This window comes from Variovorax durovernensis, assembly GCF_977011995.1.
The window spans coordinates 201868-218218 of sequence record NZ_CDRNCW010000003.1; the positions used below are offsets into that span (position 1 = coordinate 201868).

Here is a 16351-nt window from a genome sequence, read left to right on the forward strand (position 1 = left end):
CTTTGCCGGTCAGCCGGCGAGGTGAAATTCGGGCGCGTTGCGGCCCATGACTTCGGTCTTGCGCACCTCGGTCCAGTACATCCAGATCAGCGAGACCCAGACGACGCCGTACATCAACATGAAGGCGCTGGAGCGGATGCCGGTGAGGTCCAGAAGTGCACCGAAGAGGATGGGCAGGATGAAGCCACCCAGGCCGCCGGCCAAGCCGACGATGCCGCTAATGGCGCCGATGTTCCCGGGGTAGTCGTCACTGATGTACTTGAAGACCGAGGCCTTGCCGAAAGCGAAGGCCACGCCGAGAACGGCCAGCAGCCCGGTAAAGGCATAGACGTTCAGGCCGATGTGGAAGGTCTTGGGGCCACTGAGCGTGACGACCGTGAAGTCGGTCTGCGGGTAACTGAGCAGGAAGAGGCAGATCCAGCTCACCCACATCACCCACCAGGTCACCTTGTGGGCACCGTACTTGTCAGACAGCAGGCCGCCAATGGCGCGCAGCACGCCGCCGGGCAGGCTGAAGCAGGCTGCCAGCAGCGCCGCGACGCGGATGTCGAGGCTGAACTCGCCGACGTAGTACTGAACCATCCACAGCGCCAGTGCGACGTAGCCGCCGAAGACAATGCTGTAGTACTGGCAGTACTTCAGCACGCGCGGGTCGTTCAGCGCCTTGAGCTGGTCACGGAAGCTGACGTTGCTGGCCACGAGGTGGGCCGGGTCGCTGTGGCTGAACAGCCAGAACAGCACGACGGTACCGGCCATGATGGCCGCGTAGACCTGGGGCACCATGGCCCAGCCGAAGCTGACGAGCAGCACGGGCGCGACGAACTTGTTGACCGCCGAGCCCGAGTTGCCGGCGCCGTAGACCCCCATGGCCATGCCCTGGCGGCTCTTGGGGAACCAACGCGCGACGTAGGGCGTGCCGACCGAGAAGGAGCCGCCCGCCAGGCCGACGAAGAGGCCGATGACGAGGAAGTGCCAGTACTGCGTGGCAGAGGCCATCAGCCAGATGGCTGGCACGGTGACGAGCATCAGCAAAGCCATCACGATGCGCCCGCCGTAGCGGTCGGTCCAGATGCCCAGGGGCACGCGCACTAGCGAGCCGGTCAGCACCGGCATGGCCGTGAGCAGGCCGAACTCGGTGGCGTTGAGGCCGAGCTGCTTCTTGATCGGGATGCCGATGACGCCGAACATCATCCACACCATGAAACAGACGGTGAACGCCAGGGTGCTGACGATCAGGACTGACCAGGCCTTGCGGTCGATGGGGGCGGCGGACATGCGCTTGCTCCTCCTCAGTGACGATGCAGCCACTGTCCCGCGCTACGCGCGGCACGCACATTCACCGGAGGATCAGCCGGGCACCACCCGCTGGAAGGACGACGACCGTGGCGGCCTCGTCCGGAAGAACTAGGCGGCTCTTTGCTGCGTCACGAGCACGGCCGCCTGCACGCGCGAGTCCAGATCCAGTTTGCGCAGCAGATGCTGCACATGGATCTTGACGGTCGTCTCGGCAATGCCGAGCTCTCGCGCGATCTGCTTGTTGGAGTCGCCGCGAGCGATCAGGTCGACGATCTCGCGCTCGCGCGGCGACAGCGTGGCCAGCGGGTCGGGCGGCGGCGAAGCGGCAAGGGAAGCCGCCTCGGCCTCGTGGCGGAAGGCCGTGGCCAGCTTGCCGGCCATCTCGGAGCTGAAGCTGGACACGCCGCGCACCGCGCGCTCGATGGCCTGGGTCAGTTCCTGGTTGTCGGCCGTCTTCAGCAGATAGCCGCAGGCGCCTGCACGCAGGGCGGCGCCCAGGTCGGCCTCCGACTCGCTCATGGTCAGCATCAGCACCTGGCAGCCTGGCGCCGCTGCCTTCAGCGCCGGCAGGGCCTGCACGCCGGTGACGCCGGGCAGATGGTTGTCCAGCAGGATGACCTGGGGCCGTAGCTCGGCTGCGAGCCGCTCCGCCGTACCGGCGTCGCCAGCCTCGCCGACGACCTGCAACTGCGTCTGAGTGCCCAAGAGCGCGATCAAGCCGCGGCGGAACAACGTGTGGTCGTCGACGACGAGGACACGAATGGGTTGGTCGTTCATGGAGTCACAGCCTCGGATTCGGCCAGCGAGATGCGCACCAGGGTGCCACTGCCGGGTTGGGATTTCAGGGACACGGCGGCGCCGACCTTGGCGGCACGCTCGCGCATGATGCGCAGGCCCACATGGCTGTCATCCGGCGCATCGGCCACCGGGTCGAAGCCGCGGCCGTCGTCGCACACATCGATTTGCAGACTCGGTTGGTGCACCAGCTTGACCTGCACCTGGCTGGCCCGGGCATGCTTGCGCACGTTGGCCAAGGCCTCCTGAACGACATGCAACAACTGAACCTGCACGTCGGCCGGCAGCGGCGCGCCGTGGCCGTCCACCTGCAGCTCGGCCGGCACACCGCTTTGCAGGCGGAATTTCTGCAGCGTCTGCTGAAGGGCCGGCAGGAGGTCGTCGCCGTCGGTGCGGGTGCGGAAATGCATCAGCAGCGCGCGCACATCGGCCGTGCTTTCCTTCAGGCCCAGCTCCAGCTCGTCGAGCAGGCGCGCAGCCACCGGCGCCTGGCCGTTCTGGTGGGCATCCTTCAGCAACTGCAGCTGGATCTTCATGAAGGCCAGGCTCTGGGCGATGGAATCGTGCAGTTCGCGGGCCAGCATGCCGCGCTCCTCGGCGACCGCGGCCTCGCGCTGCAGGGCCTCGTTGCGCAGGCCTTCCATGGCGCTGGAGAGGTGGCTGGCGAGGCTGTCCAGCAGTTCGCGGTCCGCCTCGGCGAGTTGCGGGGTCTCGCGGTAGAGAAGATCGATCTCGCCCATGGCGCGGCCTTGCACCGTCAGTTCCACGTTGACCAGCGCAACGAAACTGGCCTTGGCGCAATGCGAGCTGGGCTTGGCGCCCGGCGTGATCGGGATGACGCGGGCGCGCACCGCCGGACTGCCGCAATGACAGGCGCCAGGCACCAGACAGCGCTCCGCCTCGACCATGGCGGGCGGCAGGCCTTGAGAGGCCAGCAGCACCAGGCGCTGCTCACTAGGGTCCAACCAGCGCACGGCGATGGCGTCGGCACTGGCCAGCTGGCGCACGCGGTCGGCGAAGCCGGCGGCCAGCTCGCGCTGGGACTGCGCGCCGGCGGCGAAGGCTGACGCTTCATACAAGGCCGCCAGGCGCCGCTGCTCGTCGCGCAGGTCGGCCGTCTTGGCCCGTACCTCGTCCTCCATGCCGCGATAGACGGCCTGCAACCTCTCCGCCATTCGATTGAAGCCGCGCGCCAGCTCGCCGAACTCGTCCTGGGCGTTGCCAGGGATGCGGATACCCAGCGTGCCCTGTTCCAGCGCTTTCAGGCCGCGGCGCAGCCGATCCACCGGGGCGAACACGACGAGATGCGAGGCATAGAGGAACACCACCGAGGCCGCGATCGCAAGGCCCACCAGGGTCAGTTGAACAGCAGACAAGAGCGAGCTCCATGCCGCCATGCGCGCCTCGACGGCATCGACGAGCAGGTTGACACGGTTCACCAGAGCCTCGGCCTGAGCGCCGGTTGGCGCAGGCACGCCGTCGGTGGCCGCAGAAGTCAGCCGGCGCCAGTCCTCATTGACGGCCCGGTAGGCGACCTGTGTCTTTTCGTCGCGCGGCAAGAACAGCGGCCTTGCGGGGTCGCCGATCTGCAGTTGCCTCAGCGCCGACTCGTAGGCGCGCGCCTGAAATTGCAACTGCGCCCGGTCGCCGGTCGCCGCCAGATGGGCCATGCGCCAGGTCTGCATGCGCAGCCGCCCGGCTTCGTTGACCGCTGCGGCGCCGCCCTCCAACTGCCAACCTATCCACAGCGTCACACCGATGGCGGTAAGAGCGATGGTCAGAAGCATAGCTCCAAGGATGCCGATCTTGGTGGCGAGGGGGGCGCGGCTCCAGGAGATGAACATGCCGGGATTCTGGGCAGCGCCCTGTGCAGCCGACTTGATGCAGGTCAAGTTTGAAGCTCGGCATGGTTTGCCATGCGTCAAGACATTGCAAGCGTGCCGCTGGCACGTTGTGCCGCAGTGAAGAAGCTCGCGATCAAGCCTGCCAATCCTGTGCGCATCTGCTCGGGCAAGTTGCCGGGCGCCATGAGACGTGAAAATCCTGGACCATGCGCCGGCCGAAGCCAGAGCCTCTGTCGTGCAGGGGTGCGGCACTCAAGGCGAACCAAACTGCTCTTCCTGGCTGCCGGAGAGCTGCGCAAGGTCGCGACGGTACAGGCGTCAAGCGTGCTGCTCACCATCGCACTGCTCGCTAACCGCGGCGATCGTCGGCTCCTGGGAGGGCGCCGACGGTGTTGACACTGGTTGCGCCTCTTCCTTCCTTGCATCGAGTCCCCAGGACATCCAGTCGTCGCCGAAGAGCACCGAGGGATGTGGGGTCGCCACACTGCCGTTGCCGCACTGCAAGGCGTCTGCCGGGCAATACTTGTCGCAACCCCAGCAGATGCGCTCAGGATTGGCGGGCTTGATCGGGAATTTCTTGACCACGTTGATTGACTCCTGCCGGGAGGTTCATACGACCTGCAGCACGCCGTCCGAGCGCTTCTTCCATTCGACCGGGCAGACCATGAAGACCGTGCGGTCGTGTCCATACTCGAGCAGCATTTCGCGCACACGCGCACGCCAGATCGCCCCAAGTCGCTCCTCGTCCCCGACGCTTGCCCTGCCTGAGGCGACCCGTGCCATCAGGCCTTCGACGGAAGGTCCTTCGGGCATCGCCGCAAGATTGGCACCAACGTCGACCGCCACCTGCTTGTCGAGCCGCGTGAACCGCAACTGCATCAGCAGGTCCGGTTTGCTGCGGATCAAGCCCGCCCGGCTGAACCGGCCACCCAGTCCCTTGAAGCCGGAACCTCCGGCCGCGCCCGTCAACATCTGGATGACGGTGGCCATGACTCCGTTGCTGCCTGAGCGGGCGTCGTCGCGGAACTCGACCTTGACGCTGCCACGCTGTGGTAGTTCGCCGGGATAGAGATGTTCGAGCGCCAGCAGCGTCAACCAGTAGGCACAAGCCACCGTGGGGCAGGCATGGCCCGTGATCCGGACCGCATCGACAAAGCCGTACTCCAGGATGCCGTCCTGCGCGCAACCGAAGACGCGCGCGAGGGGGTCCTGCACGCGAAGACGGGGAATCTGGTCAAAGTAGTCGGGGAACTTCATGGCGGTACTTCATTCAGACGATCTTGGAAAACCGCCGCCTGTCCTTGGCGGCCTGGAGGTGCCGGTCGAACACCATCGCCACGGCGCGGATGAGGAACCATCCTGCTGGCGTGACCTGTACGGCTCGATCCGAAAGCTCGAGCAACCCTGAATCGGCCATGCCGCTGAGCACGGTGACTTCGTTGTGGAAATACCGAGTGAACTCGATGCCGTGCGCACGCTCGACCGCGTCGAAGTCCAGACGCCCCTGGCACATCAAGGCCATGATGACGTCGCGCCGGATTTCGTCATCCCTGTCCAGCGCGTAGCCGCGCACGACGGGCAATCGCCCTTGGTCGATGCTCTCGTAGTACTCGGGCAGCGTCTTGGCGTTTTGGTAGTAGTCCGAACCAATACGCCCGATGGACGACACGCCCAGCGCGATCAGGTCGCAGTCCGGTTGCGTGCTGTAGCCCTGGAAGTTCCTGTGCAGCCGACCCTCGCGCTTGGCGACCGCCAGCGAGTCCCGTGGCAGGGCGAAGTGATCCATGCCGATGTACTCATACCCTCGCGCCAGGAAGCCTGTGATCGCATCGCCGAGCATGGCAACCCGCTGGGACGGCTCGGGCAGGTCCGCGTCATTGATGCGGCGCTGCGGCTTGAACCGCTCCGGCAGGTGGGCGTAGGCGTAGAGCGCGATCCGGTCCGGACGCAATTCACCGATTTGCTGAATGGTCCTTGCGAAACTCTCGGGCGTCTGCATCGGTAGTCCGTAGATGAGGTCGGCGTTGACGGAGATATAGCCCAGCTCTCTGGCGCTGACCATCAAACCGCGCACCATCTCGAACGACTGCTCCCGGTGGACGGCCTTTTGCACGTCCGGATCGAAGTCCTGCACCCCGAAGCTCAGGCGGTTGAAGCCCAGGGTGCGGAAATGCGCGAGCCGCTGTGGCGTCACTGTGCGGGGATCCACTTCGATGGAGACCTCGGAGTCCGGCGTCAGCCGAAAGGCCGCGCCCAGGAAAGTCATCACCCGTGTCAGTTCCTCGTCCGACAGGAACGTCGGCGAGCCACCCCCGAAATGCAGCTGCGACACGGGGCGGCCCTTGCCGAGCGACTCCACGACCAGCGCCAGTTCCGCCTCGAGCATGTCGAGATACTGGGCTGCGCGCTGGTGGTGCTTGGTGATGATCTTGTTGCAGCCGCAGTAATAGCAAAGCTGCTCGCAGAACGGGATATGCACATAGAGCGACAAGGGCGTCGACGTCCCGCCCCCACGCAGTTGCGTGAGTACGCGCACCGCATCCGCTGCCCCAAATCCCTCCCCAAAGCGGTCTGCCGTCGGGTAGGAGGTATAGCGTGGTCCGGGGGTGTCGAACTTGCGCAGGAACTCTTCCGTGAGCAGGGCCCGAACGTCGGTCGAATCAGTGATCAGGGTGGACAAGTTGACTCCAGTCAATCGGACGTCATGGCAATGCCAAGAGGCTGAAGATCCCGAGCGGGTGCTTGGTGATGGCCACGGAGACCATCCAGCCGATGACGGAGAGTGCGCCGAGCCAGGCGGCGGCACGAACACCGCGTGAACGACCGGGGCGCAACGCAACGACACCGAGCGCGACATACACCACCAGACCGACCAGCTTGGCGAGCAGCCAAGGCGCGCGATCCGGCGTCAGCCTGAGAGTCCAGGCCAGCGTCAAGCCGGAGAGCAGCAGCAGCGAGTCGACCAGATGAGGAACCGTCTTGGCGAGGCGACCACGGACCCAGGAGGCATCCGCCAGGGACGCGGCCCCCCGGACGAAGAAGCCCGTGACCGACAGCGCGACGGCCGTCTGGTGGATCAGCTTGATGATGGCGTAGTCCATGGCGTCAACCCGGCCGGCCGTCGACGCGCGGCCGCGTCAGGACGGACCAGTAGCGAATGGCATAGAGCCCGAAGGCAGCCGACCACAAGGCCGCCGAACCCAGCACAGCGGCAACGGTCAGGGCCGGCATCACAAGCGGCACGCCGACGCGAACGAGCGCTGCAAGCAGCACCAGCAGGTAGCACGCCGTCTCATAGCGGTCCGCAATCAGCGGACGTCCGGTATGGCCCCGCGCCGTGCGGGTCATCATGCCGATGATGAGGCCGCCCGCGGCACCGACCGTCAGTGCATGCGTCGCCAGCGAAGGCACAACGAGTTCCAACTCGGCCAAGCCGCGCAGGAGCAGGTGGATGGGCACCCAGGCATAGGCCGCATGCAGCACCCAGACCAGCGGCACCCGCACGGTCTTCCATGGCCGCCAAAGCGCCAGGCGCCAGGCATGGGCCGCCGCGGCAAGCACTACAAGGATCGCCAGAGGTGCACCCGTCAGGCCCAGGACGTCGGCGACGAGCACAGCGATCACGCCACCCAAGGCGGCCTTCTCGACGACGGGCTGCTTGGTGGCATTCGTCCCCGGCACGCCGTTGTTCGTGAACATGGGAATCACGCGACCACCCATCACCGCCAAGATGAACAGCACCACGTCCAGCGCCGCTTGAAGGGCCGGCCATGCCGGCGAGGGCACGATACCGAGCTGCGAGAGGTGAACAAAGCCAGCCGCGCATGCCAGCAAGATCAGGAGCCCGACGAAGAAGTAGTTACGCTTGTTCCTTGCCTTGAAGAACGGGATCGCCAGTGCGGCGGCGGCGGCGAGCGGGAAGGCCACATTGGCCGCCGTCGCGGCCCACGCATAGGGCGTCAGGACCAGCACGCGAGCGGCGATCCATAGAGCCGCTAGAGCGGCCAGAGGCCCGCCGGTCGGCGTTGGTAGGTTGGTCCAGTTGCGGCCCGCCGTGAAGAGGAAGCCCACGATGATGGCGAGAGTGAAGCCGAATACCATCTCGTGGGCATGCCAGACGGGACCAGCCAGATAGGGGTGTGTCAGATACCCGCTGAATTGCAACGCCCACAACGGGATCGACAAGGCCGCGAAGATGCTGGCCAGCAGATAGAACGGCCGAAAGCCGAGCGCAAACAGCGCGAAGCCCTTCGGAGCCGGGCGAGGCGGCTCCTCAATGTTCAGCAGGGATGCCATGATGGTCGGATGTCCGAGGTTGGGCGTGGCGCTTGCGCCAGGCAATCGCCGAGCCCGCGACGGTGGCCGCGAAGGCGGCAATGGCGACTGCATTGCCGACGGCACCGGCGGTCAGCGCACGCCAGTCGAAGTGGCCGACGCCGAGCCGCAGGATCAGCGATCCGTGAAGCAGCGCCAGTGGAAGGTAGTAGAGCGCGCCGAACTGCACCTTGATCCGCGCGATCGCCGGCAGGATGACCGGCGCGTGGCCGAGCATCATGCTGAAGACGAAGCCCAGGGCCAGCGCATGCAACGCCGCGTCGCGATAGGGGAGACCCACCGACGTGGCGACCCAGGCGCCACCTGCGACAAACAGCCACGCATACCCCAGCAGCAGGCACAGCGCCATGTAGCGGCTCAGGCCTCGCGCCCGCACGGTGCGCCGCGCGATATCGAACTGGATCAGCCACAAGGCCAATGCAGACAACGACAGGCCATAGACCAGGCCACCCCATGCCACCGAGACCACGCTCAGTGCCGCGCCGAACAGCATCGCTGCCAGGACAACATACAGGGCGCCCGACGCCCCAGGACGGCGCCGCATCAACCGTGTCATCTCCAGTCGCTCGGCGGCAATGGTGAACACCAGGAAGCTGAACCACAGGGGAACGACGGCACTCGAGCCTGGTGCGATCGCGTGAAGAAGGCTGCCCGTGGACCAGGCCAGCGCTGCGACCAACAGCAAACCCGTGTGCGAGGCGGGCTGGCGCCTGACAATGACGATGTTGACAGCGACAAACGCCAACGAAGCGGCAGCAACCAGCCACGCAGCCAAGTCGGTGGCACCGACCAGCCGGGCAAGACCGCCCGACGCGGAAACAATCGGCGCTGCAAAAGACAACGGCCGCTTGACCGCCACCGCGCGCTCGATGCCGATCACCGTTCCCATGAAGGCGCAGATCATCAGGAAAGCGTGCCCGCTTACCGCGGCCGTCAGCCAATGGCTGGCAGGCAAGGTCACGCCAGCGCGTACCAGCCCGCCGCTCAGGCCAGAGGCCAGGGCCAGCAGCACGCAAAGCATGAACGCCATGCGCATCACGACGGACCGGCTGGCGGAGTACGTGGCGAAGCTGTTCATTTCGCCGCCTGCTCACCAGCCCATGAAGGCCTTTGCGCGGTCACTCATGCGATCCGTCGTCCAGGGCGGCTCCCAGACGAGCTCGACCTCGACGGCCATGTCGGCGGGCGCTACCTTCTCCAGTTCAGCCCCGACATCGTCCAGGATGACGTCCACGACCGGGCAGGCGGCAGACGTCATGGTCAAGCGCACGTGCAGGCGCTCCGCCGTCACCGCCACGCCGTAGACCAGGCCGACATCCACGATGGTCATGGCCACTTCCGGGTCCACGACCCGGTGCAACGCGGCGAGGATGGGGGCGCGCAGGTCCTCAAGACCCGCGTAGGGATAGGGACTGACATCGAGCGGCTTCATGTCGGCTCTCAGGTCGCTGCGGCGCGCGCCACCGGACGGTGAAACTGGAAGATGGCCGCGAGTTCGGCCGGGTTGCGGGTGATGTCGGCCAGCGTGTAGCGGTCGAAGACGGCGTAGAACGCCCTCACCGCTTCGGCCAGCACACCCTTCAGGCGACAGCACTTGACGATGGCGCAGTCGCTGTCGTCGTCGCCGAAACACTCGGCAGGCATGGCCTGCCCTTCGGTGTCGCGGACCACATCGCCGACGCAGATGTCCTTGGGGAGCTTCGCCAGTTGCAGGCCGCCCCCCTTGCCGCGGCTGGTTTCGAGCCAGCCCGACTTGCCCAGGTGGTGGACCACCTTGGTCAGATGGTTCAGCTTGACATCAAAGGCGGTGCAGATCTCCGCGACCGTGGCGCGGCGCTCTGGCGCCGCGGCCAGGTAGATGAGCACCCTGAGGCTGTAATCGGTAAAGGAGGTGAGCTTCATTGCTTGCTCGTCCGGATGCGGTGTTGTCGGGTAGGCGGAGGGTCGGTCACGAGGACGTCCTGAACATGCGGAGGACCCGGTGGCCCTCCGCAGTTTTTGATCAGCGCTTGGTCGCGACGACGGCGCCGGCCGGCAGTTGCTGCCCCATCGGGCGACGCAGCAGGTAGACGGCGTAGATGGCGAGGAACAGGCTGCCCGCGGCGAACACGACATCGCCCGGCACGCGCAGCCACACCAGCGTCTCCATCAGCTTGGAGTGAATCACCTCGGGCGAGCGGGCGTACCAAAGGCCCTTGGTGATGCTCTCGTAGGCCTGGTAGATGCCGGCCGGCAGCAGCGACATGAAGACCATCATCGCCAGGCCGATGTTCAGGCTCCAGAAGGCGGGCTTCAGGAACTTGTCGGCGTGCAGCGCACGGTCATACAGGCCGCGCAGGCAGAACAGCATCAGGCCGATGCCCAGCATGCCGTAGACACCGAACAGGGCGGCGTGGCCGTGGGCGGCCGTCATGTTCAGGCCTTGCACGTAGTACAGCGAGGCCGGCGGGTTGATGGCGAAGCCCAGCAGGCCGGCACCGACGGTGTTCCAGAAGCCCACGGCGACGAAGGACAGGATGACCCACTTGTAGGCGCCCAGCCAGGCGACGTTCTTCGAGCGGCGCCAGGTCTGCAGGGCTTCCAGGCCGATCAGCGTCAGGGGCACGACTTCCAGGGCAGAGAACACCGAGCCGACGGCGATCACCGAAGTGGGCGTGCCGGTCCAGTAGAGGTGGTGCAGCGTGCCCAGGATGCCGCCGAACAGGAAGACGATGGTCTCCGCGACGATGGCACGGTTGGCGGAAGCCGCCCGCACAAGGCCGAGGTTGGTGAAGATCAGTGCGACCACAGCGGTGGCGAAGACTTCGAAGAAACCTTCGACCCACAGGTGCACCAGCCACCAGCGCCAGTACTCGATCATCGAGTAGTGGGTGTGCTGGCCCCAGGTCAGCGAGGTGGCGTAGAAGCCGCCGATGCAGGTGGCCGACAGGAAGACCATGGCGATGAGGCCGCGGGTTTCCGAAGGCTTCTTGAGCGCGGGCCACAGCGCGCGGCCGAGCAGGAAGACCCAGAACAGCAGGCCGACGAAGAGCAGGATCTGCCAGAAGCGGCCCATGCTCGTGAACTCCAGTCCCTGGTTGCCAAACCAGAAGCTGAAGTCGACGCCGCGGTGCTGCAGCGTGCCCAGCCAGCCGGTGATGGTCGAGCCGAGCACGACGATGATCAGCGCCCAGAACAGCGCGTCGACGCCGAGCTTCTGCAGCTTGGGTTCGCGCCCGGACAGCAGCGGCGCGACGTAGAGGCCCGTGGCAAGCCAGGCGGTGGCAATCCAAAACACGCCGATCTGCGTGTGCACGGTGCGGCTGATGGTGTAGGGCAGGATCTGCGCCAGCGGCAGGCCGAAGAAGGACTGGCCCTCGACGGCGTAATGGGCCGTGATGGCACCCATGCCGATCTGCAGCAGCATCAGGCCGATGACGGTGAAGAAGTACTTGCGCGTGGCTTTCATCGACGGCGTGGCCTTGGCGCCCAGCAGTGGGTCAGCCTTGGGCACTTGCGCGTCTTCTTCGCCGTGGTTGCCCTTGTGCAGCCAGAGCATGGCTGCGATGCCGGCGAGCAGCAGGATGACGCTGACCATCGACCACATGGCGGCCGACGCACTCATGGTGTTGCCAACCAGCGGCTCATGCGGCCAGTTGCTGGTGTAGGACAAGCCGGACTCACCGGGACGATCCGTCGTCGCCGCCCAGGCCGACCAGAAGAAGAACGCGGTCAGTGCCTGGCGATGTTCCTTCTCGGGCAGGGCACCCGCGGTCATCGCGTACTGGTCGCGCAGCTTTTCGAGCTTGGGGTCGGTCCCGAAGAGGCCGTCGTAGTGCGCGGCGACTTCGCGGATCGCCTTGGCGCGCGCGGCCGTCACTTTCACGACGCCATTGCTGTCGTCGTAGGTGTTGCGGCGCATTTCATCGCGCACGCCCTGCGTGATGGCGGCCCGCTCCGCGTCTGTCAGGGCATGTCCGCCCTGAGTCTGCTCCGCAGTCCGCAATTGGCCCAGCGTGACCGCCTCCCGGTGCAGCCAATCAGCCGACCAGTCCGGTGCCACGTAGGCGCCGTGGCCCCACACCGTGCCCAACTGCTGGCCGCCGGCGGACATCCAGGCCTGCTGCCCAAGTTGGATCTGCTCGGCCGTGTAGAGCACCTCGCCCTCGGTCGTCACGACCTGCTTGGGGATTGGAGGCGCTGAAAGGTAGATCTGCCAGCCCAGGTAGCCCAAGGCTCCGAACGACAGGACGAAGATGAGGCCCAGCCATCGCCAGAGCCTGCTCGTGGTCTTCAAGGTGTTTCTCGCAAGTTGTTGGTGGGATGTTCAGACGCCGCCGCAGGAGCCGCAGCACTGGCCGTTGCCGTGCCCGGTGGCCAGGCGTTGGATACGCACGCGCCACACGTCCGGCCCGCTTTCCAGGTATTCCCAGCTGAACTTGCCGGGAAGCTCGGCCTGGAACTGGTAATGGAGCGGCTTGGGATCGTGATCGTTGACCAGCTCCATCGCTTCGCTCGCCCCGAGACCTTTGAAGGTCGAGAAGATCAGGGGGTGACGGTCACGCGGCGCAATCTCGCGAACGTCGACGATGGGGGAGGTGGTTGCTGCGGACATGCTTGGCTCCTTACGTCATAAGATGCATTTGTGATGCATCAATTGTAGGAAGGGGCCCCGGAGTTCGTTTGATCTCCGTCAAATCAAGAGGTCATCGATGTGCATTGATGACGGCGTCAGCATCTGATGCCCCATGATCCGGCTCAGCGCAACCGACGCTCGACCACCCGACGCCTGATCCCGGCGGACACCGATACGCCGTCCTATTGCCACTTGCCGGAACCGCACGAGAGAATTTGTCGACGGCGCAACGAGGCGCGCACCAAATCTTCGGTCCACCCTAGGCATTGCTGGAGCGTGCATGGCTACAACGGATGACCCGCAAGCCGAACTACGTGACGAAGTCGGGCGAGCGCTCGGCTTCGTGCTCGGGACCATGATGCAGCTGGCTGGCGATGGCAAGCCGGCGACACCAGCCGAGCTTTGCGTAGTCCTTGATCAGTACCGTCTGAAGTTCCGGGCCTTCTCGCCGGGAGTAGAAGAGATCGTCAAAGGGGTCCTGCACGGCCTGTCGTTTGCGCTGCATGAAACGATGAGCTCGGCCAGGTTGTAGGTAACGTCGATCTCAACCGGCGCTTGGCCGACCGACGCACACCTCAGGAAGCTGCGATCAATGATGCCTAGCGAGTTGATCTCCGGCGCAGGAAGTCCTTCCATCGGCGCCTTCCCACATCAGATGAGTTAAAGCCGTGGGACCGGAGTTCGGGAACCAGGACTCCGAGTGGCCCATGGCTGGAGATGCGCGCTCGAGAGATCGACGGGCTACAGTCAATGCGGTCCATCCCATGCCCGTCCCGAATGAACCGACGCCCGCATCCCTACGTCACGGCCGAGAAGACCACGATGCTGTGGTCGAACGGGGCTGGTGAACTCGCGGCCCGACTGTCAGCGGGTGACATGGTGTCGATGGACGAGGCCGCTGGCGTCGCCGGGGTGCCGACGCCCACGATTGAATCCTGGGCTGGGAAAGGCCGGGTCATCGCGATACGCGACGCCGCCGGCGCCTATCGATTGCCCAGGTGGCAGTTCGACCCCGTCCTGTGGCCGTGCATCTCCAAGCTCAACCAGGGCCTGGGCGCACGCGATGGGTGGGTCTTGCTTTCATTCCTTGAAACCCCGCTGGGCGCCTTGAACGGCCGTACGCCACGTCAAGCGATCGAACAAGGCGAAGCCGAGCGGGTCCTTGCTCTGGCAAGAGAACACCTCTAGCCCATCCTCGCTGGGCCGTGCCAGCGCTACGAGACGCTGAACAGGCTCCCAAGCGCGTCGGCATTCTCTAGATACAGCTGAAACTGTGGCGGCCGGTCCCTCTTGAGATCCGTGGCCAGCCGCAGGTCCTGAACGACATACCCCGCCAAGGCCTTCCTTACGCGAACCGTGCTGCCTGGCTTTCCGGCGAAATACTCCCGGCGCAGCAGCAATTGCCGGGCCTCGTCGAACGCGGGATGCGCCACGATCTTGAGCGAAACCAGCTTGTTCCAGCCGGTGTCGTGACGCCGGGTCTTCGGAGACGGCCTTGTCAACTTAACGCCGTATTGGCGAAGTGAGAGCTGGTGAAATGGTGCTCAGACTGCGGTAGACGGATTTTGGGTAACGCCAGTGACGAGATGCCAGATAGCGAAGCGTCTGGCGAGTTGATTACGATAGCGCACAGCGCCGAGTTGGTGGCGCTTGATGGCGAAATGCTGTCGGATCGGTCCGAAGCTGGACAGGAATGTTTGCGTTCGTCCTGGCGAGCGAAAGCCTTTCATGCGCCGTTCGCGTTCGCGTGTTGGCTGATGACTATTCTCGGCCCGGTTGTTGACCCGGGCTGCAGCTTTGACGAACACATGCTTGACGTCAGCCAGTTCGGGAATCTCGACTTTCGCCGCCGGATAGCTGCGTAGCTGGTCGGTGACGATCTTACGCGGGCCATTTGGATATTGGGCCAGCAGACGCTGGAAGAAGCGCTTGGCTGCCGCCTTGTCGCGGCGTTTCTGCAGCAGGATATCGAGCTCAGCACCATGCTGGTCGATGGCGCGCCACAGCAGATAAGGCTCACCGCCGACATTGACGAAGACCTCGTCGAGATGCCACGTTGCGCCGGGAGCAGGCCTGGCCTGCTTTACCCGATGGGTAAAGTGCGCGCCGAACTTGTCACACCACCGCCGGATCGTTTCGTAGCTGACGACCACGCCGCGCTCGAAGAGCAGCTCTTCGATATCCCTCAAGCTCAACTGAAATCGGAAATACCAGCGCACCGCGCGACTGATGACGGCGTCTGGAAAACGATGGCGGTGGTAAAGGGGCTTGGATGTCTGCATCGATCGACTTTACCAGCTTCAATCGTTACCGTGACAATGCCGTGCCGACGGCTCTGGAAGAACTGCGAGCGCAAGCTGCATACCAGTCTACAGTTCGTCGTCCTTGCCTTCATCGCCCTCTTGTTGAGAAGATACTGATCAGGCACTTAGCAACAGTGAAGACCTTTAGTGTTATTTATTGATCGGTCTGCTCGACAGAGCATTGGGTCTACCTGGTCCATTTCCGTTCATGGCCCTTTTCACGAAAATGCCGGATGAGGAAATCGATAAACGCACGCACTCTGGCCGGCAAATTCTTGCGCCTCTGATATGCGATGTTGATGGAGAGTTTAGGCAGGTCCCATTCTTCAAGTATTGGAATCAGTCGGCCGGCGACCACATCGTCATAGATTATGTAGTTGGGCTGAATGAGGATGCCGAGTCCCTCCAAGGCTGCTGTCCGCAAAATCTGCCCATCGTTGGCCTCGAGCAAGCTTCGGACCTTGATGATCTGCGTTTTGTTATCGCGTGTGAAATGCAACTCGTTCGGTTTATTAGCGTACGTGTAAAGCAGCAACTTATGGTGCGCTAGATCCTCAATCGTCTGCGGAGTGCCGTTCTTGACGAGATAGGATGGCGACGCCGCCAAGACGCGGCGCGTCTGCGCTAATTTGCGCACTGTTATGTCGGAATCGGATTCGTATTCCTTAGTGCGGATCGCCACATCGATGCCATTATCAATCAAGTCGAAGTAACGGTTGGCCGCGACTATTTGGACATCGATATTTGGGTACATGCGCGTGAATTCCGGCAGCAACGGGGTGATGTGCTTCATGCAAAAAGACAGTGAGGCTGTAATTCGCAACGTGCCCGATGGATCGAACGTTGTCGCATTGACCATTGCTTCGGCTTCCTTCATTTCGGCCAGTATGCTTTTACAACGCCGGTAAAAACTCTCTCCAATTTCGGTCAGCGCCAAGCGCCGGGTATTGCGTTCGATCAGGCGGGCAGCAAGACGTTTTTCCAGTGAGGCCAAGCAGCGACTAGCTGTCGCATTGGACATGTCCAGCTGCTCGGCGGCTTTTGACAGGCTGCCTAATTCCGCTGTTTGCACAAACAATTCAAATTCGGTCCAACGGTCCATCGCCCACTCCAGTTTTTCATTCAGTGAAAAAGAGATTTCCAGATTTTCTGTTCTTTTTTAT

Annotated in this window: 18 protein-coding genes and 1 pseudogene; 3 read left to right on the top strand and 16 right to left on the bottom strand. The window is 64.2% G+C overall.

Annotated features, from left to right (window positions below):
- Positions 1-9: 9 nt before the first annotated feature.
- The 13 genes from ACWV14_RS38130 to ACWV14_RS38190 all read right to left on the bottom strand — a co-directional run bounded on the left by ACWV14_RS38130 (position 10) and on the right by ACWV14_RS38190 (position 12864).
- A complete protein-coding gene (locus ACWV14_RS38130; RefSeq protein ID WP_454909764.1) occupies positions 10-1275 on the bottom strand; it encodes an MFS transporter in 1266 nt (421 codons plus the stop codon).
- 129 nt (positions 1276-1404) lie between these two features.
- Complete coding sequence (locus tag ACWV14_RS38135) at positions 1405-2073, bottom strand: response regulator (RefSeq protein WP_454909765.1); 669 nt, start codon at positions 2071-2073, stop codon at positions 1405-1407.
- Positions 2070-3935 (bottom strand): type IV pili methyl-accepting chemotaxis transducer N-terminal domain-containing protein, encoded by a 1866-nt coding sequence (locus tag ACWV14_RS38140; RefSeq protein WP_454909766.1) that lies wholly within the window; start codon positions 3933-3935, stop codon positions 2070-2072. The genes ACWV14_RS38135 and ACWV14_RS38140 overlap by 4 nt, the downstream gene beginning before the upstream one ends.
- 318 nt (positions 3936-4253) lie before the next feature.
- Positions 4254-4520, bottom strand: a complete 267-nt coding sequence (locus ACWV14_RS38145; protein ID WP_454909767.1) for a DUF3079 domain-containing protein — start codon at positions 4518-4520, stop codon at positions 4254-4256.
- A 24-nt stretch (positions 4521-4544) separates the two neighbouring features.
- Positions 4545-5192, bottom strand: coding sequence for a hypothetical protein (locus ACWV14_RS38150; RefSeq protein ID WP_454909768.1), 648 nt, complete (start codon positions 5190-5192; stop codon positions 4545-4547).
- Positions 5193-5205: 13 nt separating this feature from the next.
- Positions 5206-6606: an oxygen-independent coproporphyrinogen III oxidase gene (hemN, locus tag ACWV14_RS38155; RefSeq protein ID WP_454909863.1), complete on the bottom strand. Its 1401-nt coding sequence runs from the start codon at positions 6604-6606 to the stop codon at positions 5206-5208.
- Positions 6607-6637: 31 nt separating this feature from the next.
- The gene (locus ACWV14_RS38160; RefSeq protein WP_454909769.1) at positions 6638-7036 is read right to left on the bottom strand and encodes a SirB2 family protein; all 399 of its coding nucleotides are present in this window, start codon (positions 7034-7036) and stop codon (positions 6638-6640) included.
- A gap of 4 nt (positions 7037-7040) precedes the next feature.
- Positions 7041-8231 (bottom strand): NnrS family protein, encoded by a 1191-nt coding sequence (locus ACWV14_RS38165; protein WP_454909770.1) that lies wholly within the window; start codon positions 8229-8231, stop codon positions 7041-7043.
- Positions 8209-9348, bottom strand: a complete 1140-nt coding sequence (locus ACWV14_RS38170; RefSeq protein WP_454909771.1) for a hypothetical protein — start codon at positions 9346-9348, stop codon at positions 8209-8211. Before ACWV14_RS38170 ends, ACWV14_RS38165 begins: the two co-directional genes overlap by 23 nt.
- Positions 9349-9360: 12 nt before the next feature.
- Positions 9361-9702: a metal-sulfur cluster assembly factor gene (locus ACWV14_RS38175; RefSeq protein ID WP_454909772.1), complete on the bottom strand. Its 342-nt coding sequence runs from the start codon at positions 9700-9702 to the stop codon at positions 9361-9363.
- A gap of 8 nt (positions 9703-9710) precedes the next feature.
- Positions 9711-10172 (bottom strand): RrF2 family transcriptional regulator, encoded by a 462-nt coding sequence (locus ACWV14_RS38180; protein ID WP_454909773.1) that lies wholly within the window; start codon positions 10170-10172, stop codon positions 9711-9713.
- A 100-nt stretch (positions 10173-10272) separates the two neighbouring features.
- On the bottom strand, positions 10273-12546 hold the full coding sequence (locus tag ACWV14_RS38185; protein ID WP_454909774.1) for a nitric-oxide reductase large subunit: 2274 nt from the start codon (positions 12544-12546) through the stop codon (positions 10273-10275).
- Between the two features lie 30 nt (positions 12547-12576).
- Positions 12577-12864, bottom strand: coding sequence for a DUF2249 domain-containing protein (locus ACWV14_RS38190; RefSeq protein ID WP_454909775.1), 288 nt, complete (start codon positions 12862-12864; stop codon positions 12577-12579).
- 301 nt (positions 12865-13165) lie between these two features.
- Here ACWV14_RS38190 and ACWV14_RS38195 point away from each other — a divergent pair, with 301 nt between their 5' ends.
- Positions 13166-13417 carry a hypothetical protein gene (locus ACWV14_RS38195; protein ID WP_454909776.1) on the top strand — a complete coding sequence of 84 codons (252 nt, stop codon included), beginning with the start codon at positions 13166-13168 and terminating at the stop codon, positions 13415-13417.
- Positions 13418-13662: 245 nt separating this feature from the next.
- Positions 13663-14073: a hypothetical protein gene (locus tag ACWV14_RS38200; RefSeq protein ID WP_454909777.1), complete on the top strand. Its 411-nt coding sequence runs from the start codon at positions 13663-13665 to the stop codon at positions 14071-14073.
- Positions 14074-14099: 26 nt separating this feature from the next.
- On the opposite strand, the gene ACWV14_RS38205 is transcribed toward ACWV14_RS38200, so the two are convergent.
- Positions 14100-14387: a hypothetical protein gene (locus tag ACWV14_RS38205; RefSeq protein ID WP_454909778.1), complete on the bottom strand. Its 288-nt coding sequence runs from the start codon at positions 14385-14387 to the stop codon at positions 14100-14102.
- Positions 14388-14429: 42 nt separating this feature from the next.
- Positions 14430-15167, bottom strand: coding sequence for an IS6 family transposase (locus ACWV14_RS38210; RefSeq protein WP_225782444.1), 738 nt, complete (start codon positions 15165-15167; stop codon positions 14430-14432).
- Between the two features lie 45 nt (positions 15168-15212).
- Between ACWV14_RS38210 and ACWV14_RS38215 the strand changes: the two are divergent.
- Positions 15213-15305, top strand: a pseudogene (locus ACWV14_RS38215) (IS5/IS1182 family transposase); the annotation flags it as partial.
- A gap of 70 nt (positions 15306-15375) precedes the next feature.
- Here ACWV14_RS38215 and ACWV14_RS38220 read toward each other — a convergent pair.
- Positions 15376-16290 (bottom strand): LysR family transcriptional regulator, encoded by a 915-nt coding sequence (locus tag ACWV14_RS38220; protein ID WP_279992364.1) that lies wholly within the window; start codon positions 16288-16290, stop codon positions 15376-15378.
- Between the last annotated feature and the right edge of the window lie 61 nt (positions 16291-16351).